At 66.9% G+C, this 23830-nt stretch carries 19 protein-coding genes and 1 pseudogene; 12 read left to right on the plus strand and 8 right to left on the minus strand.

Going from position 1 to position 23830, the window contains the following annotated elements; all coding sequences use genetic code 11:
* The first annotated feature begins 17 nt into the window (after positions 1 to 17).
* The 7 genes and pseudogenes from KZO24_RS19110 (at position 18) to pdxR (ending at position 5995) form a co-directional block, all read left to right on the plus strand.
* On the plus strand, positions 18 to 470 hold the full coding sequence (locus KZO24_RS19110; RefSeq protein ID WP_271182983.1) for a TonB-dependent receptor domain-containing protein: 453 nt from the start codon (positions 18 to 20) through the stop codon (positions 468 to 470).
* Positions 471 to 567: 97 nt separating this feature from the next.
* A complete protein-coding gene (locus KZO24_RS19115) occupies positions 568 to 1098 on the plus strand; it encodes a hypothetical protein (protein ID WP_486487549.1) in 531 nt (176 codons plus the stop codon).
* Positions 1095 to 2480, plus strand: a complete 1386-nt coding sequence (locus KZO24_RS19120; RefSeq protein ID WP_486487550.1) for a linalool dehydratase/isomerase domain-containing protein — start codon at positions 1095 to 1097, stop codon at positions 2478 to 2480. Before KZO24_RS19115 ends, KZO24_RS19120 begins: the two co-directional genes overlap by 4 nt.
* Positions 2481 to 2491: 11 nt before the next feature.
* Entirely contained in the window at positions 2492 to 2884 is a 393-nt protein-coding gene (locus KZO24_RS19125) for a hypothetical protein (RefSeq protein WP_271182981.1), read from the plus strand.
* A 94-nt stretch (positions 2885 to 2978) separates the two neighbouring features.
* Positions 2979 to 4144 (plus strand): annotated as a pseudogene (locus KZO24_RS19130) (PepSY-associated TM helix domain-containing protein).
* Positions 4141 to 4323: a hypothetical protein gene (locus KZO24_RS19135; protein WP_271182979.1), complete on the plus strand. Its 183-nt coding sequence runs from the start codon at positions 4141 to 4143 to the stop codon at positions 4321 to 4323. Before KZO24_RS19130 ends, KZO24_RS19135 begins: the two are co-directional and overlap by 4 nt.
* A gap of 211 nt (positions 4324 to 4534) precedes the next feature.
* Complete coding sequence (gene pdxR / locus KZO24_RS19140; RefSeq protein WP_271182978.1) at positions 4535 to 5995, plus strand: MocR-like pyridoxine biosynthesis transcription factor PdxR; 1461 nt, start codon at positions 4535 to 4537, stop codon at positions 5993 to 5995.
* Between the two features lie 10 nt (positions 5996 to 6005).
* On the opposite strand, the gene KZO24_RS19145 is transcribed toward pdxR, so the two are convergent.
* The gene (locus KZO24_RS19145; protein ID WP_271182977.1) at positions 6006 to 6599 is read right to left on the minus strand and encodes an FMN-binding negative transcriptional regulator; all 594 of its coding nucleotides are present in this window, start codon (positions 6597 to 6599) and stop codon (positions 6006 to 6008) included.
* Positions 6596 to 8287, minus strand: coding sequence for an amidohydrolase (locus KZO24_RS19150; RefSeq protein WP_271182976.1), 1692 nt, complete (start codon positions 8285 to 8287; stop codon positions 6596 to 6598). The genes KZO24_RS19145 and KZO24_RS19150 overlap by 4 nt, the downstream gene beginning before the upstream one ends.
* A 285-nt stretch (positions 8288 to 8572) precedes the next feature.
* Between KZO24_RS19150 and KZO24_RS19155 the strand changes: the two genes are divergently transcribed.
* The gene (locus KZO24_RS19155; RefSeq protein WP_271182975.1) at positions 8573 to 11263 is read left to right on the plus strand and encodes a TonB-dependent receptor domain-containing protein; all 2691 of its coding nucleotides are present in this window, start codon (positions 8573 to 8575) and stop codon (positions 11261 to 11263) included.
* Between the two features lie 197 nt (positions 11264 to 11460).
* Here the strand turns inward: KZO24_RS19155 and KZO24_RS19160 are convergent, their stop codons facing one another.
* The 3 genes from KZO24_RS19160 to KZO24_RS19170 form a co-directional block, all read right to left on the minus strand.
* Complete coding sequence (locus KZO24_RS19160; protein WP_486487551.1) at positions 11461 to 14448, minus strand: amidohydrolase family protein; 2988 nt, start codon at positions 14446 to 14448, stop codon at positions 11461 to 11463.
* The gene (locus tag KZO24_RS19165) at positions 14445 to 14741 is read right to left on the minus strand and encodes a hypothetical protein (RefSeq protein ID WP_486487552.1); all 297 of its coding nucleotides are present in this window, start codon (positions 14739 to 14741) and stop codon (positions 14445 to 14447) included. Before KZO24_RS19165 ends, KZO24_RS19160 begins: the two co-directional genes overlap by 4 nt.
* A gap of 118 nt (positions 14742 to 14859) precedes the next feature.
* A complete protein-coding gene (locus KZO24_RS19170; RefSeq protein WP_271182973.1) occupies positions 14860 to 15300 on the minus strand; it encodes an Lrp/AsnC family transcriptional regulator in 441 nt (146 codons plus the stop codon).
* Positions 15301 to 15448: 148 nt separating this feature from the next.
* Between KZO24_RS19170 and KZO24_RS19175 the strand changes: the two genes are divergently transcribed.
* A complete protein-coding gene (locus tag KZO24_RS19175) occupies positions 15449 to 16495 on the plus strand; it encodes an ornithine cyclodeaminase (protein WP_271182972.1) in 1047 nt (348 codons plus the stop codon).
* Between the two features lie 213 nt (positions 16496 to 16708).
* On the plus strand, positions 16709 to 18205 hold the full coding sequence (locus KZO24_RS19180; RefSeq protein ID WP_486487728.1) for an amidase: 1497 nt from the start codon (positions 16709 to 16711) through the stop codon (positions 18203 to 18205).
* A 49-nt stretch (positions 18206 to 18254) separates the two neighbouring features.
* Here the strand turns inward: KZO24_RS19180 and KZO24_RS19185 are convergent, their stop codons facing one another.
* The 3 genes from KZO24_RS19185 to KZO24_RS19195 all read right to left on the minus strand — a co-directional run bounded on the left by KZO24_RS19185 (position 18255) and on the right by KZO24_RS19195 (position 20642).
* Entirely contained in the window at positions 18255 to 18665 is a 411-nt protein-coding gene (locus KZO24_RS19185) for a hypothetical protein (protein WP_486487553.1), read from the minus strand.
* Positions 18635 to 19948, minus strand: coding sequence for a M61 family metallopeptidase (locus KZO24_RS19190; RefSeq protein ID WP_486487554.1), 1314 nt, complete (start codon positions 19946 to 19948; stop codon positions 18635 to 18637). The genes KZO24_RS19185 and KZO24_RS19190 overlap by 31 nt, the downstream gene beginning before the upstream one ends.
* 217 nt (positions 19949 to 20165) lie before the next feature.
* Positions 20166 to 20642, minus strand: a complete 477-nt coding sequence (locus KZO24_RS19195) for an Lrp/AsnC family transcriptional regulator (RefSeq protein WP_271182969.1) — start codon at positions 20640 to 20642, stop codon at positions 20166 to 20168.
* A 130-nt stretch (positions 20643 to 20772) separates the two neighbouring features.
* Between KZO24_RS19195 and KZO24_RS19200 the strand changes: the two genes are divergently transcribed.
* Positions 20773 to 21726, plus strand: a complete 954-nt coding sequence (locus KZO24_RS19200; RefSeq protein WP_271182968.1) for an ornithine cyclodeaminase family protein — start codon at positions 20773 to 20775, stop codon at positions 21724 to 21726.
* Positions 21726 to 23804, plus strand: coding sequence for an amidohydrolase family protein (locus tag KZO24_RS19205; protein ID WP_271182967.1), 2079 nt, complete (start codon positions 21726 to 21728; stop codon positions 23802 to 23804). Before KZO24_RS19200 ends, KZO24_RS19205 begins: the two co-directional genes overlap by 1 nt.
* Positions 23805 to 23830 lie beyond the last annotated feature (26 nt).

Consider the following 23830-nt stretch of genomic DNA (forward strand, 5'->3'; position numbering starts at 1 on the left):
TTGAGCGCCGCCCTGGATTGCTTCGCTACGCTCGCCGGCTCACCCTGCGCGGCTCGGTTGGGTATGCGGACTCGAAGATCAAGGACTTCGCCGGGTACGACGCCTTCAACACTCCCGTGGACCTCAGCGGCAAGTCGTTCAACTTCTCGCCCAAGTGGACCGCCAACGCGGATGTCGAATATCGTTTCCCGGTCGGGAGCATGGAGGCCTTCGTCGGCGGCGACATGTCGTACAACGGCGCGACATATGCCGACCTTGCGCAGACGTCCTCGCTGCGGATCGATCCCTATACGATCTACGGCGTACGGGCGGGCGTCGGCGCGCCCGATCGCAGCTGGACGGCGACCGTTTGGGGCAAGAACGTGTCCAACAAGTATTACTGGTACAACGTGCAGGTCGGTTACGACACGATCTGGCGGCTGACCGGAATGCCCGCGACGTACGGCGCGACACTGTCGTTCAGGATGTAGGTGACTCTCCGACTGGCCCCGCCTGCGTCCGGCACGAAGGCGGGGCTCGTTTGAGGGCAGGATACGTCCGCAAAGACGGCGGTAATGGGAGAGCAGCATGGCCACCCGACTGACTGAAGGCACGAGCGGTGATCTTCGCGCCGCAGGGCCCAGGATCGTATCGAGCATACCCCCGATCCCGCCGCGCGAGCGCGCGCACGGCCCGCTGACGACGCGGCGGCTGCGGCGTTTCTACCTTGGCCTTGCGGTGGTCTTCGCGCTGGCGGTGCTGCCGGTTGTGCTGGGCATGAGCGCGCAGTGGAAGGCCTTCGGGCTGGGGCTGATCTTCCCCGGCGGCGGGTTCCTCTATGCGGGCGGCGTGATCGGCGTGCTGGGCGCGCTGGCCTCGATCGCGGCCTTTGCGGTGATCCTGTTCATCTGGTGGGCGCGCGGCCCGATCATCGCGCCGCCCGGCGTGCTGATCGGCACCGCGCTGCTCTCCGCCGCGTGGATCGAGGGCCGCGAAGGCGTCGCCTTCGTCGAATATGCGCTGCCGGCGGGCGTGCTGGCGGCGTTCGGCATCATGGCGCTGAAGCGCCGCACGCACTTCGCCCGCCAGCAGGCGCGGGGGAGGAACTCAACCGCGTGATCGCCCGGGCCGAGCCGATCCTGCGCGATGCGCCGGTAGAGGCCGGGCCGGAGATGCCCGAGGGCCAGATCGGCGAGTACCGCCGCATGCTCGACCTCGCGCTGCAGCCGGTGGACAGCTGGACCGGGTTCTCGACTGGCGACACCTGGCAGGACGGCGCGCTGCGCTATCAGATCTGCACGATGTCGTGGAATCTCGCCTTCGGGCAGTACACGCAGTTGCCCGCGTTCCACGGCTACCTGAACACCGCGCAGGAAAACCTGATCCGCAAGCACGTGGACCGCAAGACGTGGAACTACTGGTTCTGGGAAAGCCTGTGGGGCAACCTGAAGCTGGAGAAGAACCCCGTCGCCACCGACAACATCATGCTGTCGGGTTTTATGGGCGTCTCGCTCGGCCTGTTCGAGACGGCCAGCGGCACCTCGCCCTTCGCGGGCAAGGACGCGCTGACCTTCCGCTGGGACGAGAAGACCGCGTTCCCCTACAGCCACGAAACGCTGATGGACGAAGTGGTGAAGAACTTCCGCCGCTACGACATCGGCTGGTTCCCGTGCGAGCCGCGCTGGATCTATTCGATGTGCAACCTCGTGGGCCGCACCGCGCTGGCGCTGCACGATGCGCGCAACGGCACCGACATGATCGGCAAGGTCGGCGACCGCTTCGAGCAGGCGATGGAGCAGGAAATGATGATGGCCGACGGGCGGGTGAAGGTCTGCACCTCGTCGCCCTTCGGCTTCACCGTGCCCAGTCTTTCGGGCCTGTTCGGCGAGACATGGGGCATCCGCTTCCTCACCCCGCACGCGCCCGATCAGGCGGAGCGGCTGTGGCAGGTGCTCAAGCAGGACTTTATCGCCCGCCGCCCTGACGGTACGCTCGATTTCAAGCTGCTGCCGCTGGGCTGGGACACGCGCAAGCCCGCCAACTTCTCGTTCGCGCAGTGGCCCGAACTGAACCCGCTGACGATGGTGCTGTGGGCCGCGCTGGAGATGGGCGACGAGGAGATCATCGCCGCCACCCGCGAGAGCATCGACGCACAGTACAGTCCCGGCATGGCCGATGCGCTGACCTGGACCCGCCGCAACACCGTGCGCGACATGGTCAACAAGGGCCTGCCGGAAGCGTGGAAGACCGGCCCGCTGCTGGTCGAGGCGTGCTATCCCGAAACCATCGTCACCCGCGCGGTCAGTGACGGGCGCGACTTGTCGCTGGTGCTGCGGGCGGGGAAGGCCCGGCGCGTGTCAGCCTCGGCTTCGCGCGGCTGGTGCCGGGTACGCGCTACCGCGTGGTGCAGACCGGGCAGGAGCTGCAGGCCGGGCCGGACGGCAAGGCCGCGCTGGCGTTCGACCTCGACATGCGTAGCGAACTGCATCTGGTTTCGGTAAGCTGACGCGCCATGTCCTGCTGTATCCTCGCCGCTTTGCTGATCGCCCATATTATGGCGGTGCTGCGGCGCTGGGCGGTGTTCCTGGGGCTGGTCCCGCCCCGTGAGTACGACGATGCCGACACGCTGCCCGGCCGAATGCGGGCGTGGTCGGCAAGGCCCAAGGTGCGGGCGACACTGGGCGTGCTCGTGGCCGTGGAGCTTCTGGCGGGCGGCACCTGGATCTACGCGGAGCATGGCACGCACCTCTATCGCCTTGGCGACCAGGCCTATTCGGCGATGCGCGGAGAGCGGGTCATCTATAGCGAGGACTGCGGCAAGCCCGGAGAGCGCTATGCCTTGCGCATGGTAATCGACGAAAGCGGCAGGGTGATCCGGAACGAGCGGGTGTCGGCGCAGTCATGACCGGGGAATTGGCTGGCCGCGTGGCCTGAGTTGACACCAGGTTCGCCGCTCCATAATGGCGATTGATAATCGTTCGCAAAAAAATTTGAAATTTATGACGAGTTCCACGATCCGCGCCTGGTATCTGATCCATAAGTGGACCAGCCTCGTCTGCACGATGTTTCTTCTCATGCTCTGTATCACGGGGCTGCCGCTGATCTTTCACGACGAGATCGACCGGCTGGCCGGGGATGCAAGCGCTTATGGGCAGCCGGGCGTAGGTTCCTCGGGGAACGCGCCGGGCCTGCTTCCGCTCGACGAGATGATGCGCCGGGCGCTGGCTGCGCGTCCGGGAGAAGTCCCGCTGTTCATGGCGTTCGATAACGATCAGCCCGCGATGACGATCACCACCGGCCCAAGGGCGGACTCGCCCGGAGCGGAGATGACCATGCAGGTCTTTGACCGTTCCACCGGCCGCAAGATCGGGCAGGAAGACGAGAGCGGCGTGATGCACTTCCTGCTCCAGTTGCACACCGACATGTTCCTCGGGCTGCCCGGCATGCTTTTCCTTGGCGCCATGGGGCTGCTGTTCACGGCGTCGCTGGTGTCCGGAGTGGTGCTGTATGCGCCGTTCATGCGCAAGCTTGCCTTCGGAACCTTGCGCACGTCGCGCAGTTCGCGGCTGAAATGGCTCGATTATCATAATCTCATCGGAATCGTGGCGTTTGCATGGATGACGGTGGTGGGCGTCACGGGCGTCATCAACACGCTTGAAAATCCGATCAACAAGCTATGGCAGCGTAATGAACTGGCGGCCATGACCCGCGAATACGCGGGCAAGGGCGCGCTTGCACCATCTCGCTATGGTTCGCTGGACAAGGCGATGGCCGAGGCCCGGCAGGCATTGCCCGGCAACAATCCGCAGTTCATCGGTTTTCCCGGCGGGAGTTTCAGTTCGAAGCACCACTATGCCGTCTTCTTCCAGGGCGACACGCCGCTGACCGAGCACCTGCTGACACCGGCCCTCATTGATGCGGAGACCGGCACTTTCACGGCCGCGCGCACGATGCCGTGGTACAACAAGTCGCTTTCGCTCTCGCGCCCGCTGCATTTCGGCGACTACGGGGGCTTCCGCTCAAGATCCTGTGGGCGGTGCTGGACCTCTTCACGATCGTGGCGCTGGCGAGCGGCATCTACCTCTGGCTCGGCAAGCGCCGCGCCTCGGCATCCGCACATGTGCGCGAGGTCGAGTCAGGCGGCATCGCGGTGCCTGCGGCATGAAACGGGCGCGCCGGACATTGTGGGTGATCTTCGCCGTGCCTCTGGCGATCGGCTTTGTGAGTTGCGCCGCGCTCGTCCTTGCCCTGACAGGAGACGGATGGCGGGACACGGTGTCATGGGCCGGGCTGGCCGTGCCCGTCCTTGCGGTGGCCTGGGCAATGAAGGCCCGCCGTTCCTGAACGTCCCGCGCAGGTTCAAGCTGTCGGCTTCGATCCCTGCAAGGAACATCGCCATGGCCCGCTATGGAGCGATGCCGGGCCGAAATGTGCCTCTAGCGAACGATGCATACGTTTGTGCTGGGGAGGAGGGGCGACGGGATGGTTGCCATGGCCCCTTCCGCCTGGCTAATCCGCCGTGATGAACGACAGTTCGCATGGAGGCCGCTGAGCCATGTTGCGTCCCTGGCAGATCAGTCTCAGCCAGCGCATCGACGCTGCGCGTTCCGAGCCTGTCTACATGCAGATCATCCAGGCGGTGATCCGCGACATCGAAAGCGGGCGGCTGACTTCCGGCAGCTACCTGCCGAGCAGCCGTGAACTCGCGGCAGGGCTCGGCGTCAACCGCAAGACGGTGGTTCTCGCCTACGAGGATCTTATCGCACAAGGGTGGCTGTCGTCGGCAGGCACGCGCGGCACGATGGTCTCGACCGCGCTTCCCGATCCTGCGGGCACCGTGGCTCCGGAAGGGTCCGAGGCATCCGGCCAGGCCGAGTATCGCTTCATCCCCGGGCCCGAGCACCCGCTGGCGCTGCCGGAGGGGCGGGGCGTCAAGCTCGACGAGGGGGCACCGGACGGGCGGTTGTTCCCGGTGGAATTGCTGTCCCGCGCCTATCGCGGCGCCGCCCAGCGGCTCACGCGGGCCAACGGCTTGCAGTACCGCGATCCGCGCGGCGCCCCGGCCCTGCGTAAGAGTGTGGCGGCAATGCTCAAGAGCCAGCGCGGCCTGCCGGTGACGGCGGACAACATCTGCATTACGCGCGGCAGCCAGAACAGCATCTTCCTCGCCGCCAGCCTGCTCATCCGGCCCGGCGACGCGGTGATCGTCGAGGAACTGACGTACGAACCTGCCGTCGCTGCCTTCGCTGCGCGCGGGGCGAAGATCGTGCCCGTCGGGCTCGACCATGATGGCATTTGCCTTGAAGACGTGGAAGCCGCCTGCCGCCGCAACCGGGTGGCGGCGGTGTTCGTGACGCCGCACCACCAGTTTCCTACCACGGTCGCGCTGCGGCCCGAGCGACGCCTGCGCCTGCTCGACCTTGCGCGCCAGTTCGGCTTCGCGGTGATCGAGGACGATTACGATCACGAGTTCCATTTCGCCTCGCAGCCGCTGCTGCCGATGGCGGCTTATGCGCCCGGACGGGTGATCTACGCCGGATCGCTATCCAAGCTGCTGCTGCCCGCCCTGCGCATCGGCTATATCGCCGCGCCGGTCGAAGTGATCGAGGCGCTGGCGCACATCGTCTCGCTGGTCGACGGCATGGGCAATACGCTGACCGAGCATGCCGCCGCCGAACTGATCGACAGCGGCGAACTCAGCCGCCATGCCCGCAAGGTGCGCCAGATCTACGCCGGACGCCGCACCGCCTTCGCGCAGGTGCTCGACGACACGCTCGGTGACAGGGTGAAGTACGAGATGCCGCCGGGCGGCCTCGCGTTCTGGCTACGTTTTGCATCCGACGAAATTCTCGACCGGATCGAGGCCGGGGCGGCGGGCGCGGGCCTGCGCTTCGCTTCGTCGCGCTCGTTCCAGACCCGCGCGGACGCGCCGCGCGGATTACGGATCGGCTTTGCCAGCCTCGACGAACGCGAAGCGCGCGGGGCGCTGGAAGCGCTGCGCCAGTTACTGGATTGACCCTGCTGGATTAACGAGGCTCGTTGGCTTCGCGCATCGCTGCCGTCAATTCCGGGTCGGCATGCCCCGCGAGGATCTGTGCCAGGCTCTCCGGCCGCTCGTCCTGACCCAGCTTGAACGTCGCGTCGCACGACAACACCCTGGCCCTGAAGGCGATGATGTGGCGGCTCATCGGCTCGTAGCGTTCGCCCATGGCGGCCACGGTCCAGCGGTCCGGGCGATCACCTTCCATGTGCGCGATCAGGCGGTCGAGCGCCTCGCCGTTCTGGTCGGCCGCGAATTCCACTTCCACCTCGAGCCGGGCGACCGCATAGTTCCATGTCGGTGCCCATTGCGGCTGGGTGACCAGTTCGGGGGAGATGTAGCCTTCCGCCCCCTGGAACAGCACCAGCGCGCGGGGGTGTGCCTTCAGCGCCTCGACTTGCGGGTTGCGCAGCGCGAAGTGGCCGACAAGGGCCGCGACGCCGCCCTCGTCGTCGAGATCGGCGACCAGCGGCAGCGGCGTCGCATGGAACGAGGGCGCTCCGGAAACCACCCATGCAAGGGGATGATGAGCGACGAGGGCCGCCACTTCGGCGGCGTTTCGCGGGGACCAGGCGGTCATGCCGAAGCCGCCGTGAAGCGCTCGCGGCCGCCCACGAAGGTGCGCAGCACCTCGACCTTGGGCAGCTTTTCCGGATCGATCGCAGTCGGGTCGGCGTCGAGCACGGCAATGTCGGCGAGGAAACCGGGCGCGATCCGGCCCAGCCGGTCCTCCTGGAAGCCCGCATAAGCATTGGCCACCGTGTAGGCGTGCAGCGACTGCTCCACCGTCACTTTCTGATCGGGCAGCCAGCCTTGCGGGTTCGCGCCGTCGATGGTCTCGCGCATGACGGCGGCATAGATGCCCTCCATCGCGCTAAGCGGCGCTACCGGCCAGTCCGAGCCGAACGTCACCGTCGCGCCGCTGCGCATCAGAGAGCGGAAGGCGTAGGTGCCGTTCAACCGCTTCTCGCCGATACGCTTGACCGCCCAGCGGCCGTCATCGACCGCGTGATAGGGCTGGACCGAGGCGATCACGTTCTGCTTCGCGAAGCGCGGGATCGTGGTGGGCGCGATGTGCTGGGCGTGCTCCACCCGGAAGCGGCGATCGCGCTTGCCGTTCAGGCGCTCGGTCTCGGCATAGACGTCGAGGATATCGTCGTTCGCCTCGTCGCCGATGGCATGGACGGTAACGTGCAGGCCGGCGCGGTCGGCTGCGATCACCTTCTCGCGCAGTTCGGCCAGCGGCATCGCGCGCACGCCGCGGGTGTGCGGGTCGTCGGTGTAGGGATCGTGGAACAGCGCCGTACGCGCGCCGAGCGAGCCGTCCACCAGCGCCTTGACGGCGCCCCAGCGCAGCCAGTCGTCGCCGCGCCCTTCGTCCTTCACCAGCGCCGCCATCTTCTCCCAGTCACGCAGCGGCACGAAGCTGTAGAAGCGCATGTCCGTCTCGCCCTTGGCGCGCAGGCGGCGCAGGCCCTCGAAACAGTCCCAGTCGAAGGGATCGGGTACGTGGACCTGCGCGAAGCCGTGCTTCAGGCCGTGGGCGATGCCGCCGCGCAGCGAGGCTTCGACCTGCTCGGGCGTCAGCGGCGGGATCACGCGGTTCACCAGCGCCTTGGCGTTGTCCTTGACCACGCCGGTCGGCTCACCCTTCGCGTCGCGCACGATCACGCCGCCTTCCGGGTCCGGCGTGTCACGGGTGATGCCTGCCAGCCTCAGTGCCATCGAGTTGCACAAGTAGCTGTGCAGGTCGGTGCGGGGCACCGCGATGGGCGTATCCGGGCTGACCGCATCGATCCATTCGCGCGTGGGAAGCTGACCGCCGAGGCGCTGTTCGTCCCACGATCCGCCAAGTAGCCACTGGCCGGGCGCGGCCTTCACGGCGGCAGCGATCCGGGCGACGAACTCGGCGCGATCCTTCACGCTGAGCAGGTCCGGCCGGGTGAGGGCGTTGGAGCCCATAAGGAAGTGGGTGTGATTGTCGGTGAACGCCGGCAGGGCGAAGGCGCCGTTGAGGTCGATCACCCGCGTCGAGCGCGCCATGCGTGCCCTGACCGCGTCGGCTCCCACCGCGACGATGCGGTCTCCGACAATGCCGATGGCGTCGGAGCGCCCGCCCGCGCCCCCGGTCCAGACCGAACCGCCGACCAGCGCGACGTCGAGCTGCCCGGCATTGCGTGCGGCACCGGCAGCGAAGGCATGGCGCGCGAACGCGGCTGACCCCAGCAGAGCCGCGCCCGAACCCAGAAATCGACGACGATCGAACATGACGCTCCCCTTGCCTGTGCGTGTTGCCTGTGCGTGCAGATGCCCCATTCGCCTGCACGCCCGGTCCCGCCAACATCCAATACCACACACGACCAAGGGACCAATGCGCGGGCTGGCCCCTTCCACTGGTCCCCGCATCGCTGCCGGGCATTGGTCCCCTCGACTTCCTCAAAGTGGATGTTCCTCCCGGACCGCGCATGCGCTTCACCCATTTTCAGCCGCGAGGCCCAGCCTCGTAGCATTGTCAGATCGTCCCCGAGGGCGACCGCGAACAGGGATACATTGATGGAACAGATTTTCCGCGCACGCCGCCGGTCGATTCTGGCGGGCACCGCGCTTGTCGCACTGAGCATTTCGGCCGGTCCGGCGCTCGCCCAGACTGCTGCCCAGTCAGGCGACGACAGCGCTGCATCTCCGCAGGGCGACATCGTCGTCACCGGATCGCGCATCGACCGCCCCGGCTACGAATCGCCGACGCCGCTGCTGCACATGTCGCAGGAAGACCTGCAGGTCGTGAGCCGCACCAACATCGGCGCGGCGCTGGCCGACCTGCCGCAGTTCAAGGCATCGCAGTCGCCGCAGACCTCGGGCACCAATGCGCAGGCGGGCCGCTTCCCGGTCAACATCCGCGGCCTTGGCGAGACGCGCTCGCTGGTCCTCGTCGACGGACGTCGTCTGGTCAGCGACAACGATCTCAACACCGTGCCCTCGATCATGGTCAAGAGCGTGGACATCGTCACCGGCGGCGCTTCGGCGGCGTGGGGTTCGGACGCGGTCGCGGGCGTTGTCAACATGATCGTCGACGGCGAATACGAAGGCGTGCGCCTCGGTGCCGAAGGCGGCATCTCGTCGCGCGGTGACGCGGGCCAAGTCAAGTTCGAGGGCAAGTACGGCACCAGCTTCGCAGGAGGCCGGGGCCACTTCGTGATCGGGGGCGAATACCTCGACAACAAGGGCATCCCGCGCAAGACCGACCGCGAGAACACCGGCCGCTTCGCCATCATCAACAACACGCTGACTTCGGACGTCGGTTCGGCCACGCGCCTTGTCGGCGGCTATGTCACCTCGGGTCCGGCAGGCCTTCGCGGCATGGGCTTCAACCCCGATGGCAGCCTGCGCACGCCCGACATGGGCACCATCGTCGGCACCAACATGGTCGGCGGCGAAAGCACCTCCGACGACGACCGCAGCCCGCTGATCACGCCGCAGAAGCGCTACACGGCGATGGCCAAGGCGTCTTACGAGCTGACCGATACGCTCAAGCTGAGCGCTGACCTGCGCTATTCGCGGTACTACAACAGCTATACGTGGTTCGGCGATCACACCAGCAGCGTGACCATCCGGGCCGACAACGCCTTCCTGAACGACGACGTCAGGCAGATCCTTGCCGATGCGAACGCCAGCAGCTTCACGATGGCGCGCTATAACGCGGACCTTTCGTACAGCACCATCAACCTCGACCGCCGCAGCATCCAGGGCACGCTTGCCCTCGACGGCAGCTTCGGTGACGGGCGCTGGCGCTACACGGCCTATTACAGCCACGGCCAGTACCGCAACAAGATGGACACGCCCGGCTTCCTGATCGCGAGCAACTTCGCCAATGCGGTGGATGCGGTGATCGATCCGGCGACGGGTCAGGCGGTGTGCCGTTCGGGCGCGGCAGGCTGCGTGCCGCTCAACCTGTTCGGCGAAGGCGCGCCCTCGCAAGAGGCGATCGACTACGTCACCGGCACCCCGCGCTCCAACAGCGTGAACCGGCTCGACACTTACGGCGTCTCGCTGCGCGGCGAGCCGTTCGAGTTGCCCGCAGGCCCCGTGTCGATTGCGATCGGTGCGGAAGGGCGCAATCTGGAAACCAGCTCGACGATCGGCGAACTGGATGCCGCCCGCGCTTTCTCGACGTTCTACTTTACGTCGCTGCAGGGCAAGTACGACGTGAAGGAAGCGTTCGGCGAAGTGGTCGTGCCGGTGATCCGCGACGTGCCGCTGCTGCGCAAGCTTGAGCTGAACGGCGCCGTGCGCGTGTCGGACTACAGCACCACCGGCAGCGTCTGGTCGTGGAAGCTGGGCGCGACGAACGAGTTCCTGCCCGGCGTCATCGGCCGCGTCACCCGTTCGCGCGACATCCGCGCGCCCAACATCAGCGAACTCTACTCCAACCGCACGGTCAGCTATGTCGGCGTGATCGATCCGCAGTACAACGGCGATGGCAGCCGCAGCATTCTGGTCTACGGCGGCGGCAATGCCTCGCTCCGCCCGGAAAAGGCGGATACGTGGACGGCGGGCATCACTGCCGCTCCGCTGCGCGGCCTGACCGCCTCGATCGACTACTTCAATATCGCGATCAAGGACGTCATCACCAGCATCGGCGCGCAGGTTCTGGTCGATCGCTGCAACAGCGGTAACGCCAGCCTGTGCGATTATATCACGCGCGGCAGCGACGGCAGGATCGTCAGCGTCGCCTCGTCCTCGGTCAACCTGTCGGAGTTCAAGTCCGACGGTATCGATGCCGAAGTGGCCTATACGATGCCGGTGAACAACGACGCCAACGGGCGGGTCACCTTCCGCCTCGTCGGCACCTGGGTGAACCGCTTCACCACCGACGACGGCGTCACCAAGGTCGACTACGTGAAGTCGCAAGGCTATGCCTTCGTCAACGGCGTGCCGCGCATCCGCGCCAATGCCTCGGTCGGCTATGCCAGCGACGGCTTCAGCGGTCTGGTGCGTGCACGCTACACTTCTGCGGGTCTGTGGGACGGTACGCGCCCGACGATCACCAACGGGCGCATCCCGGCCTATACCTACATCGATCTGCAGCTCAGCCAGAAGGTGCCCTTCGGTGACGGCCAGCACTTCGAGCTTTACGGCAATGTGTCGAACCTGTTCGACAAGAACCCGCCGCTCTACTCGAACTTCTCGCCGTACTACGACGTCATCGGTCGCTACATGACAGTGGGCGCGCGTCTGGAGTTCTGACGCGGGGGCCTGAGGGCGCACGGAAAAGGCGGCGGGTTTGGCACCCGCCGCCTTTTTCATGCCCGCAGTTCGCGAAGAGCCTTTACCACCCACCCTTTCGTCATTGCGAGCGCAGCGAAGCAATCCAGGGCGGCTCAAGGCTGCCCTGGATTGCTTCGCTGCGCTCGCAATGACGAGGTTGCGTGCCCCGCGCCGCGTCAGTACTCGAACGACGCGGCGTTGCCCTGCTTCTCCTCGAAGGCCGCCGCGGTGCTGATCGCGTGGGCGACCTCGCGCTTCGACATGCCCTCGAACCACTGGGCGTCGCGGCTCTGCACGCGCGGCCACTGCTCGTTGAGGGTCGCGGCTTCGTAGAGGCGGCCGTTCTGCATCACCAGCGAGAGCGAGCGGGTGTTGCGGATGTCCGCCAGCGGATCGCGGTCCAGCACCAGCAGGTCGGCCAGCTTGCCCGGCTCGATCGAGCCGAGATCGAGCGCTCGGCCGATCACCTCGGCCGAGCCGATCGTCGCCGCCCGCAGGATCTGCGCCGCGCTGGCCCCGCCCGATGCCATAGCCTCCAGTTCCCAGTGGTAGGACAACCCCTGCACGACGCTGTGCGAGCCGACGCCCAGCAGGCCGCCCGCCTGTCCGACATCGCTCGCCTGCTTTGCGAACAGAGCGAAGCCTTGCCCATCGGCGCGGTTCCACTGCGCCGAATCGCGCTTGCCCGCGAAGACGAATTCGGGAACGAAACGGCTCAGCTTTCCGTCGAAGTCCTCCTGATGACCCGCCGCCATCGCGCCCAGCGGCCCCGGCGCGCCGTAGAGCACCAGCATCGTCGGCACCGTCGAGATGCGCGATCGCACCAGCATCTGCTTCACGTCGTCATGCAGCGGCGCGATCGGCAGGCTGTGTTCGTTGCCCGCGTAGCCGTCGAGCATCTGCGTCAGGTCCAGCCGGTAGTCGCTGGCGCCTTCGGTCGTGGGCATCAATCCCAGCGCCTGCGCGCCTTCGATCAGGTGCCGCCGCTCTGCCCGGTCGCCGACCATGTACTCCTTGATGTTGGGGGTGCGGTAATAATCCGAATAGCGCCGCAGCGTGGCGATCGCCTCTTCGCGACTGGCCATCGGGCTGTTGCGGAACACGCCCTCGCCGGTGGAGAACGCGCGCTCACCCACCATCAGACCGGCGTCGATCATGTCGGCATAGCCGAACACGTCCGGATCGAACGTCTGGACGTCCAGCCCGGCGGTCACCCCGTAGGCTAGGTTGGCGGAGAAATCCCAGTGCCCGATGTCGAGGATGCGGCGCCGCGTCTCGAACCAGTGGGCATGGGCGTCGATGAAGCCGGGCAGGATGACCTTGCCCGTCATGTCGCGGACTTGCGTGCCTGCGGGTATCTTCAGCGTGCCGCGCGGCCCGACCCCGGCGATGCGGTTGTCGACGATCAGGACGTCGGCATCGTCGATGACCTGATCGGCCTTCATGGTGATGACCTTCGCCCCGCGCAGCAGCAGCTTGCCCCGGGGCACGTCGCGCGGGAGCACGACGTCCATCGCGATGCCGCCCGCCCGCTTCTCGATCGCGGCAGGGGCACCGTCCTGCGCGGCGGTTACCGGCAATTGCCGCAAGGTCGAGCCGACCGACCACACGAGCGAGCGCATGTCGGGCGCCCAGTCCATATAGTCCGCGCCGATGGCAGTGATACGCCGCGCTTGCGCAGCCGCATCGGTGACGGTGATGGTCGGCGCCGCGTCGTCCTTCGCTTGCGGCACCGGCACGAGGTAGAGCTGCGAGGCCAGCCTCACCAGCGCGGTGCGGCCATCGGCGCTCAGCTGCGCGTTTTTGAGCGGGGCGGGCGTGTCGAAATACTGGCTGTCGGGGCGAGCGATCAGCTTGACCAGATGCCTTGCCGGTTCCTCGGCATCGACCGCGTGCGAGGAAATCCAGCCATCGGCGTAATAGCGCACGCGCGCCGGATCGGGATCGCGCCGCAAGTCCATCGCCGCGCCTACCTCGCCAAGCGAGTGCATCGGCCCGCCGTCCACGGGTATCCGCACCAGCGTCGAGGGCATCGGCCCAAGGCTTTCGGCCGAACGGTAGAGCCGGTCATGCTGACTGGCAGAGAACGCGACCACGTCCTTGCCGCCGGCAAGGAACAGTGGTTCCGAATAGAAGGCTGTCTGCGTCGTGACCCGGCGCGGCGCGGTCTTGCCGTCCGCAGCCGCTATCCAGACGTGGCCGCCTTCCTTTGCGGTCCAGGTGACGTAAGTGACGAAGCGCCCGTCGTCCGACCAGCTCGGCTGCCATGCGGCGCCCGGGACGTCGAGGCGGCGGGGCGTCGCGCCTTTGCGGTTGGCTGTGATATAGATACGGCCCACGGCGCCGAAGACCACCTGCCTGCCGTCCGGAGACAGGCGCGGGGTCTGGATCACGCGAACATGGACGGGGCCGGTATCGACCCGGTGCTGGCGGCGAAGCGGCGGCGGCATCTCGTGTCGCACATGCGCCTCGAACGGAATGTCGACGAGTGCGCCTCCAGCAAGGTCGATGCGCTTCAGACCACCGCCGAGCCCGAGATAGATGCTGCGGTCATCGGCGGAAAACACCATGCGCGGCATCACGTCGACGTAATAGCCGCCGGACTGCCCATCCGGATCGAGCGGGGCATGGATCGGCCGGTCGCTCCCGTCGGTCAGGTCGTGCAGGCGCAGCACTGTCCGCTCGTTTTCCCGCGTCACATAGGCGAGCAGGCGGCCGTCGTGCGACAGTACCGGCCGCATCCCGCCGCCGGGTGTGGTCAGGACTTCGTGCTGAGTCCGGGTGGCGAGGTCGAAGCGCGCGATCGTCCAGTGCGGCAGGGGGCCACTGGACCAGGTCGTGCCCGCCTTGGTCGCATAGTACAGGCTCTTGCCGTCGGGGGAGGCGACCACGCCCATCGCGTTGCGCCGCTGCGGATGCGGATCGTCACCATGGGGCTGGGCCTTCACCAGCACGTCCGCCTTGCCGCTCGCGGCGTCGAAGGACCACAGTTCGAACGCCAGCAGGCCCCAGATCATGCGCGAGACGTAGAGCGTGTGGCCATCGGGCGACCAGGCGGGAGAACCGTAGTGCGGCGCGCCGCTATTCTCCTGCGAAACGCGGCGGGCGTTGCTGCCGTCCGCATCGGCGATCCACAGGTTCTCCCGCCCGTCGCGGTCGCTCACGAAAGCGATGTGGCGGCCGTCGGGGAGAATACGGGCTGGGTGTCGAATGCCGCGCCCGTCATCACCGGACTGGCTTTTCCGCCTGCGGAGGGCAGGGCGTAGATGTCGCCGAGCAGGTCGAACAGGATGGTGTTCCCGTCCGGCGAGAGGTCCAGCGCGGGCCACGTGACTTCCCGGGTGTCGTACTCGATGATCCGCCCGGCGAGCGGCGGCAGCGTATCCGCCCAGACCGAAGGCGCCACCGCCATTGCCGCGCATGCCAGAACCGCCGAACCTGCCAGCCACTTGTTCACTGCGTCACCTTTCCGCGATTATCCATGACACGGTTGCATCGCCTTTCGTCGCCTTGCGCGAAACATCCAGTTTCCGCAGCGGGACGGGTCCACCGGGCGGATGCTTGCGCCGCTCGCGTCAGACCGTGCTCAGCAGCAGGCTGGTTTCGCTGTTCAGCACCCCGTCGATCATGCGCACCTGTCGCAGCACCCGGTCGAATTCCGAGAGGCTGCCGGTACGAATGTCGGCGACGAGGTCCCAGTTGCCGTTGGTGGTGTGCAGCGCATGGATCTCGACCATGCCCCGCAGCTTCTGGATCACCTGCGTGGTCGACTTGCCGGTGATCTCGATCATCATCACCGCGCGCACGGAAAGATCCTCGTAGTCGTCGCGGACCCGGATCGTGAAGCCCAGCAGCGTTCCGGTATCGATCAGGCGGTCCAGCCTGCTCTGCACGGTGCCGCGCGCCACGCCCAGCGCGTCGGCCAGTTTCGACAGCGAAGCGCGCCCGTCTGCGCGAAGGTGGCCGATGATACGGCGGTCGAGGTCGTCAGGGATGAACTTGGCGGAAGATGACAAGAGTTGATGGCCTGAAATCGAGCATATTGTATAAATGCGCTGATAAAATTGTCCAAAGTTCATCGGTTTGCAAGGCGGTATGGCAATTTTTACCAGCAGGGCCTCGCTCTACGATCGTCCTGCCCATTCACCATCAGGATACGAAACCATGGCGCCGCAGCCTTCCCCGCTTGCCTTCATCCCCTTCGTCAGCGTCGAAAACATGATGCGCCTCGTCCATCATTTCGGGATCGAGACGGTGCTGCATGAACTGACCGATGCGATAGAGGCCGACTATTTGCGCTGGTCCCTGTTCGAGAAAGCGCCGCGGCTGGCCTCGCACTCGCAAGAGGGCGTGATCGAACTGATGCCCACGTCCGACGGCGAGGCCTATGCCTTCAAGTACGTTAACGGCCATCCCAGCAACACCGCGAAGGGTTTGCAGACGGTTGCAGCCTTTGGGCTGCTGGCGCGCGTGGATACCGGCTATCCGCTGCTGCTGACCGAGATGACGCTGCTGACGGCGCTGCGTACTGCGGCGACGTCCGCGATGGTGGCGCGCCGCCTCGCCCCGGCGGACGCGCGGGTCATGGCGATGATAGGCAACGGCGCGCAGGCGGAATTCCAGGCGATCGCGATGAAGGCCATCGTCGGCATCGAGGAAGTGCGCCTCTACGACCTCGATCCCGAGGCCATCCGCAAGGCCGCGCGCAATCTGCAGGGCAGCGGCCTCCGGGTCGTGGCCTGCGAAACCTCGCAGGATGCGATCGAGGGCGCGCAGATCATCACCACCTGCACGGCAGACAAGGCCTATGCCACCATCCTGTCCGACAACATGGTCGGCTCCGGCATCCATATCAACGCGATCGGCGGCGACTGCCCGGGCAAGACGGAACTGCACCGCGACATTCTCGACCGCGCGGCCACTTTCGTCGAATTCGAGCCGCAGACCCGCATCGAGGGCGAGATCCAGCAGATGGAGGCGTCCTATCCGGTGACCGAATTCTGGAAGGTTCTGAGCGGCGAGGCCGAAGGCCGCACCGACGCGCGCCAGATCACGCTGTTCGACAGCGTCGGCTTCGCGATCGAGGATTTCTCGGCGCTGCGCTACCTGCTGGGCAAGCTGGACGACACCGCGTTCTTCCAGCAGCTCGACATCATCGCCGATCCCGACGATCCGCGCGACCTGTTCGGCATGCTGCAGCGGGCGGCCTGATCGGGCTTCGGCTCGACCCCGGGACTACGTGACTTGCGGCGGGGGAGTGGTCCCGCGCCGCAAGTCATCTTGGACCTTTACCATCGGGTGGTCGCCGTGAAGAAGCGGGCAGATTGGCAAATGGAGATGAAGACGATGGGCGAAGCGACCCTTGACGGTACGACGGCGACCCGCCGAACCGTGCTGACCGGCGCAGCCACGGCACTGGGCACCATGGCGGCACCGGCGCTCGCACGGGTCGCCGAACGGCGTGGGACGGGATCGAACGAGATCGTGATGATGAATGCGACCGACCTGTCGGCCGCGATCCATCGCCGCGACTTGTCCAGCCGCGAGGTGATGACCGCCCATCTGGCGCAGATCGACCGCCTGAACCCCCGCTTCAACGCCATCGTTTCGCGCGTGGACGGTGATGCGCTGCTGCGACAGGCTGCCGCCATGGACGAGGACGCGGCGGCGAACCGTTTCCACGGGCCGCTCCATGGCTTTCCCCATGCGGTGAAGGACACTGCCCCGGTCAAGGGCATTGCCAGCACGCAGGGTTCGCCGATCCTGCGGGACAACATTCCTGCAGCCGACAGCCTCGTGGTGTCGCGCATGCGCAAGGCCGGTGCGATCTTCCTCGGCAAGAGCAACGTACCCGAGTTCGCGCTGGGATCGCACAGTTACAATCCGGTGTTCGGAACGACGCACAACGCCTATGCCTACGGCCGCGCAGCGGGCGGCAGCACCGGCGGCGGCGCGGTCGCGCTGGCGCTGCGGATGGTGCCGGTGGCGGACGGCAGCGACTTCGGCGGGTCGCTCCGCAACCCGCCCGGCTGGAACAACGTCTTCGGACTGCGTCCCTCGTTCGGCCGGGTTCCTTCGGTGCCCAACACCGACCTGTTCTGGCAGAACTTCGCCACGTCGGGGCCGCTCGGCCGAACCGTGAGTGATCTTGCGATGCTGTTTTCGGTGCAGGCGGGCGGCGATGCGCGCGCACCGTTCTCTCTCGGCGATGATCCGGCGATGTTCGCGCGTCCGCTCGATCGCGACTGGAAGGGCGGCAGGGTCGGCTGGTTGGGTGATCTCGGCGGTGCGCTGCCGATGGAGGCCGGCATCATGGAAACCTGCACGAAAGCGCTCAAGGCATTCGAGGCGATCGGCATGACCGTCGAGGAAGCGACCCTGGCCGAACCTGCTTCCGAGATGTGGCGTACGGCAGTGGCGCTGCGGCACTGGTCGGTCGGCGCCGATCTCCAGGGATTCTACGACGATCCCGCCAAGCGGGCGCTGATGAAGCCCGAAGCGATCTGGGAAGTCGAGGGCGGCATGAAGCTGACCGGGCCGCAGCTTGCCAAGGCGTCGGAAGGCCGCACCCGCATCTACAATGCGTTCGCCGCAGCCTTCGAGAAATTCGATTTCCTGGTGCTGCCCAGCGCGCAGGTCTTCCCGTTCGATGCCAGCGAGCACTGGCCGACCGAGATCGCCGGAAAGGCCATGAACAGCTATCACCGCTGGATGGAAGTTACCCTTCCCGCGACGATGGCGGGCCTGCCTGCTCTGGCGGTTCCGGCCGGCTTCGGCGGTGCGCGCAAGCTTCCCATCGGTCTTCAGATCATCGGCAGGCGCCATGCGGATCTGGCGGTGCTGCAAGTCGGCCATGCTTACGAGAAGGCATCGCCGTGGATCGCCGCGAGCCTGCCATCCGCCCTGCAGGGACTGCGCTGAACGATAATTCCGTCGATCCGCGTGCCGCCATGCGGGTCGGCGGCGCGTTTCAGCGCGCCGCTTCCCACTGGTAGGCGGACACGGTCTCTCCGCGAGGTTGGTAGCGCAGATGCAGTTCCTCCCCGGCGCGCTTCACGTCGAGGGAGAGGAAAGCCTGCTGGTCGCCCTGCAAGCCGTCCTGTGAGAACGTGTTGAGTATCTCGTCGCCTTCGCGCAGTCCGGCGGCTTCGGCATTCGAGCCGGGAATGATGCCCTTCACGATCTTCGGGCGTGCCAGCAGCGAGGCCGGGTCGAAGCCGAGGTCGAAGCGGCGCAGCGGCTTCTCGATGCGGCGGAACTGCGGGCCGAAGGTGTCCGACGGCGGCAGCACGACGCCGCCCTTGAGCATCGCCTCGAACGCGGCGATGCCCGTGTCGCCGAGGTCGGCTTTCAGCAGGCGGCGGTACAGCGCTTCGTCCATAGGCCGCCCGGCGCGGCGCTCGGCCAGCATCGTGCGCACCAGATCGTCGAGCGAGCGTTTGCCCCCGACGCCTGGCGGATCGCCGCGTCGGTGGCGGCGAAGTAGAGCGAGCCGCGATCGTAGGGCAGCACGCGGATCCGCGTGTCGCGCCAGAAGCCCGCCGGGATATCGGCGTTGGGCACACCGATCTTGATGTTGGTGTAGTAGCGCGCCGCCGTCTCGTTGAGGTCGGCGAGGAAATCCTCGGCCGAGATCAGGCCCGCGCGGTAGGGCAGCAGGCGCTGGTAGTGAACCGCCAGCCCCTCGCCGAACCACGAGCGGTCGAGCCCGCCCGCCGCATCCATCGAGGCGTCGAGCGAATTGACCCAGGCATGGAGCATCTCGTGCGCCAGCAGCGAGCGCAAGTCGGCGGGTTTGGAGGTGTGGTTGAAGGTAAAGGCGAAGCTGTCCTTCAGGCCGATGCCGCTGCCCGGGTTGCGCTGGTTGGTCCGGCCGAACACGCCGAAGCTGGGCGGGGTATAGCCGAAGAACGCGCCATAATGGCGGTGCAGGTCGCCGGCCCATGTCATCAGCGGCGCCATCGGGAAGGGCGGAATGCCCTGCCATGCGGCGAAGAAGCCGTCGTTCGCGGGCGGAAACACGCCGGGCTGGCCGCCCATGTAGTACATGTGCGCCAGTTCCGAAGCGGGCATCGCCTTGCGCGCCGTCGCGTTGCCGACCCCGAGGCTGGAGACGCCCTTGCCGTTCGGGCCGTAGGCGGCGAAGTTCCACGTCACACTGGCACGGCGCGGCGTCTCGTCATCGGGCAGGATCAGGAAGGCGTTGCCCGCCGCCGAGAAGCCGCCCAGTTCGGTGCGCATCTCGTACTGCGGCAGGGCAAGCGGCGGCGCGGCGGCGTCGATCGGCACGCGGTAATGCACCTTCAGCGCGCCCTCGACGGCACGCGGCGCGCGCCACAGGCGGGTGCGGTTGGAGCCGTCCTCCTCGACGTCCTCGACACGCGTGGTAAGCGCGCCGCGCCGGTCGCGGACGGTGAGGCCGGTGATCGCAGCGCCGCTGGTGACCACGGTGTTGGCGACGAGCGGCAGGCGCAGCAACGGTGCACCCTCGGCGCGGGACATGCCGTCTGCCACCACTGTCACGTCAACATAGGGCACGTGCTGCTCGGCGTCGGGCTTTGCTGGCGCGAGCGTGACGCGCAGCGCAGGCTCGGCGGCGGCCCCGGCGGCAGGCGCACAGGCCAGCGCGGCCAGCAGGGGTAGGGCGATACGGCGATCGGGCATGGTGTGCTCCTTCTGCCGGTCAGTCTATCGGCCCGCGGCAGCGAAAGTTTCGCATAGATGGGCGCCCGATTGCCTCGCGAAACATCATTTATGCACAGGGTCGGGGCATGAAGTCGAAAACCACTTCGTCATTGCGAGCGTAGCGAAGCAATCCAAGGCAGTCTTGAGCCGCCCTGGATTGCTTCGCTACGCTCGCAATGACGACAGGGAGCGGATCTCAGGACGCCGACGGCAGCGGCAGTCGGTGGGTGCACTTCATCTCCGACAGCGTCGCGGTGGAGCGGATGTCCTCTACCCCCGGCAGGCGCAGCAGGCGGCGAAAGGTGAAGTTCTGATACCACGCCATGCTCGGCGCCAGCACCTTCAGCATCACGTCCATCTCGCCGAACAGGGTATAGGCCTCAGTGATCTCGGGGATGTCCTCGACCGCGCGGATGAAGCTTTCGCGCGCCTCGTCGCTGAGGCGGCCCATCTTGAGCTGGGCGAAGATGTACATGCTTTCGCCGAACTTCTCGCGGTCCAGCACGGCGACCTGCGCCTTGATGTAGCCTTCCTCCTTCAGCCGCTGGATGCGCCGCCAGCAGGGCGATTGCGACAGGCCGACGCGCTCGGCGATCTCGCTCGACGATTCCGAGGCGTCGATCTGCAGCCGGTCGAGGATCTTGAGGTCGAGCCGGTCGAGTGCTTCCGCCATGATTATGCGCCATCCCTGTCATTGATGCATTGAATTGCCATCGAGCCTAGGCAAATGCGCGAAGTCGGGCAAGCATTACGCTGGAACGGCGGCTAGCGTGTGCGCACAGGGAATTGAAAGGACGGCACCGATGAAACGCGACGAGCTGACGATCTTCGACAGCGAGGCGGTGCGCGAGAAGCTGTCCTATCCCGATTGCATCCGCGTCGTGCGCGAGGCGATGATGGCGCTGTCTTCGGGCGAGACGCGCCAGCTGCTGCGCACGATGCTGTCGCTGGGCCCGGGTCGCACCTTCGCCCAGATGCCCGGAGCGCTTGGCGAGCGCGACATGTTCGGCACCAAGACCATCAGCGTCTTCGCCGATCCGCGTTCGCCGGGCCTCCGGCGTCACCGGGGTCTCGTCGTGCTGTTCGAGCCCGAGGAAGGCCGCCCGGTCTGCGTGGCCGATGCCGAGGAGATCACCCATATCCGCACCGCCGCCGCCACCGCCGTGGCGACCGACGCGCTGGCGCGGCCGGACGCGCGCACGCTGCTGATCGTCGGCACCGGCGGGCAGGCGCATACGCATCTCAAGGCCCTGCCGCTGGTGCGCGATTTCGAGCGCGTGCTGATCTGGGGCCGCACACCCGACAAGGCCGAGGCTCTGGCGGCGCAGTACGCCCACCTCAGGGCAGAGGCCGTGACCGACCTGCCCACGGCGGCGGGCGAGGCGGACGTCATCTGCACCCTGACCACTGCTTCCGAGCCGGTGCTGAACGGCGAGTGGCTGAAGCCCGGCGTCCATGTGAACCTCGTCGGCTCCAGCGGTCCCGGCCCGGTCGAGGTCGACAGCGCGCTCGTCGTCAACAGCCGCTATATCGCCGACAGCCGCGCTTCCGCGCTCGATGCGGCGGCCGAATTCATTGTCGCGCGGGAGAAGGGCCTGATCGACGACGCCCACATCGTCGCGGAGATCGGCGAAGTGCTGCTCGGCCGCGTGGAGGGGCGCCGCTCCGAATGGGATATCACCGTCTACAAGTCGCTCGGCCATGCGGTGCAGGACCTTGCCGCCGCCGCTCACCTCTACCGGAGTTCGATCGCCTGATGTTCCGCATGCCCTTGCGCGCCGCGCTGTTCGCCTCGACCCTGCTGGTAACGGTCCCCGCCCACGCAGAGCACCTGCGCTACAGCGTCGTCTCCAACGGCGAGAAGGTCGGCTTCGTAGACGCCGACGTGCAGGGCAATCGCGTCGCCATCGAGTACGACGTCAAGAACAACGGCCGCGGCCCGACCATGCGAGAAACCGTCGAACTCGGCCGCGACGAACTGCCCACGCGCTGGGAACTGGACGGCAAGGCAACGTTCGGCGGCGACGTTCACGAACGCTTCGCGCGCGAAGGCAGCACGGTGCGCTGGACAGACTCGATGGGCGAGAAGCAGGCGGTCGCCAGCGGCCCTGCGCTCTACGTCGGGCAGAACGCCAGCCCCTGGGCGCTGGGGCTTTACGCCCGCGCGCTGCTCAAGGATGCGGACGGGCGCATGGCGGCGTTCCCCGGCGGCGAACTCGCCATCGAGAAGCTCGGCCCGGCCATCATCGGCAAGGTCCGGTATCAGGCCTACTCGATCAGCGGCATCGACCTTTCGCCCGAGATGATCCTGCTTGACGGCAAGGGCGAACTCTTCGCCACGCTCGACAGCGGTGGCGGCACCGTGCGCGAGGGGCATGAGGGCGAAGTGGCCGCCCTCAACGAACTCGGCACCCGGCTGACCGCCGCGCGCTATGCCGCGCTTCAGAAGCGCTTCGCCCATACCATCGACGCGCCGGTGCGCATCCGCAACGTGCGGGTGTTCGATCCTGCCAGCGGCACGCTGGGCGATCCGGTCTCGGTGGTCTTCGCGCACGGCCGCATCACCGGCATCCAGCCGCTCGACGAGCCCGCTACGCCGGGCGAGGCGTTGATCGACGGCAAGGGCGGCACGCTGCTGGCGGGTCTGCACGACATGCACGCGCATATCGGGCTGGAATCGGCGATGCTCTACATCGCCGCCGGGGTCACCTCGGTGCGCGACATGGGCAACCACAACGACTTCCTGCCCGGCCTGATCGACCGCATCGGCAAGGGCGAGGTGGCCGGGCCGCGCATCACCGCCAACGGCTTCCTTGAAGGCCGCAGCCCGTATTCGGCGCGCCACGGTATCGTCGTGGACAGCGAGGCGGCGGCGCTCGATGCGGTGCGCTGGTACGCCGCGCGCGGCTACTGGCAGATCAAGATCTACAACAGCATGAACCCGGCATGGGTGCCCGCCATCGCACGCGAGGCCAAGCGGCTGGGCATGGGGCTGACCGGGCACATTCCCGCCTTCACCAATGCCGATGCGATGATCGCGGCGGGCTATGACGAGATCACCCACGTCAACCAACTGATGCTGGGTTGGGTGCTCGACATCAAGGAGGACACCCGCACCCCGCTGCGCCTCACCGCAATGCGGCGCACGGCGGGGCTGGACCTCGATGCCCCGCGCGTGAAGACGACGCTGGATACGATGGTCGCGAAGCACATCGCGCTTGATCCGACGGCGGTGACGCTGGAACTGCTGATGCTCAGCCGCGACGGCAAGCCGTCTCCGGCGGTAGCGAGCTATATCGACCACCTGCCGATCGGCCTCCAGCGCCGCCGTCGCCAGGCCATCGCGCCGCTGAGCGAGCCGGGCGACGATGCCGCCTATCTGGGCGCCTTCGATGCGGTGAAGCGCGTGGTAAAGCGCCTGCACGACCGGGGCGTCACGCTGCTGCCCGGCACCGACGACGGCACCGGCCTGTCGGTGCACCGCGAACTGGAGATCTACGGCGAGGCGGGCATACCCGCCGCCGACGTGCTGCGCATCGGCACGCTTGGGCCGGAGCGCTACATGGGCAACGATCAGGAACTCGGCTCGATCGCGCGGGGCAAGCGGGCGGATTTCCTGCTGCTGCCCGGCAATCCGCTGGCGGACCTGCGCGAACTGCACCGGATCGCCATGGTGGTGAAGGACGGGACGATCTATTTCCCGTCCGAGATCTACCCCGCGTTCGGCGTGAAGCCTTTCGCAGAAGCGCCCGCAATCGCGCTTCCCAGCGGCAAGCCGGCGCCCGCCACGACCAGCGGCGGCGACAGCCACGACGCCGCCGACGAGTTTCTCTAGAGCCGGATGACGTTGCCTTGGATCGT

This window comes from Novosphingobium sp. NFX11, assembly GCF_057376415.1.

Excerpts from the sequence above, each read along its gene's own strand:
- KZO24_RS19135 (WP_271182979.1), top strand. The coding sequence starts at position 4,141 with ATGAAACGGGCGCGCCGGACATTGTGGGTGATCTTCGCCGTGCCTCTG.
- KZO24_RS19115 (WP_486487549.1), top strand. The coding sequence starts at position 568 with ATGGCCACCCGACTGACTGAAGGCACGAGCGGTGATCTTCGCGCCGCA.
- KZO24_RS19195 (WP_271182969.1), bottom strand. The coding sequence starts at position 20,642 with ATGGCGGAAGCACTCGACCGGCTCGACCTCAAGATCCTCGACCGGCTG.
- KZO24_RS19155 (WP_271182975.1), top strand. The coding sequence starts at position 8,573 with ATGGAACAGATTTTCCGCGCACGCCGCCGGTCGATTCTGGCGGGCACC.
- KZO24_RS19205 (WP_271182967.1), top strand. The coding sequence starts at position 21,726 with ATGTTCCGCATGCCCTTGCGCGCCGCGCTGTTCGCCTCGACCCTGCTG.
- KZO24_RS19145 (WP_271182977.1), bottom strand. The coding sequence starts at position 6,599 with ATGACCGCCTGGTCCCCGCGAAACGCCGCCGAAGTGGCGGCCCTCGTC.
- KZO24_RS19125 (WP_271182981.1), top strand. The coding sequence starts at position 2,492 with ATGTCCTGCTGTATCCTCGCCGCTTTGCTGATCGCCCATATTATGGCG.
- KZO24_RS19200 (WP_271182968.1), top strand. The coding sequence starts at position 20,773 with ATGAAACGCGACGAGCTGACGATCTTCGACAGCGAGGCGGTGCGCGAG.
- KZO24_RS19190 (WP_486487554.1), bottom strand. The coding sequence starts at position 19,948 with ATGCCCGATCGCCGTATCGCCCTACCCCTGCTGGCCGCGCTGGCCTGT.
- KZO24_RS19175 (WP_271182972.1), top strand. The coding sequence starts at position 15,449 with ATGGCGCCGCAGCCTTCCCCGCTTGCCTTCATCCCCTTCGTCAGCGTC.
- pdxR (WP_271182978.1), top strand. The coding sequence starts at position 4,535 with ATGTTGCGTCCCTGGCAGATCAGTCTCAGCCAGCGCATCGACGCTGCG.
- KZO24_RS19150 (WP_271182976.1), bottom strand. The coding sequence starts at position 8,287 with ATGTTCGATCGTCGTCGATTTCTGGGTTCGGGCGCGGCTCTGCTGGGG.
- KZO24_RS19185 (WP_486487553.1), bottom strand. The coding sequence starts at position 18,665 with ATGGACGAAGCGCTGTACCGCCGCCTGCTGAAAGCCGACCTCGGCGAC.
- KZO24_RS19180 (WP_486487728.1), top strand. The coding sequence starts at position 16,709 with ATGGCGGCACCGGCGCTCGCACGGGTCGCCGAACGGCGTGGGACGGGA.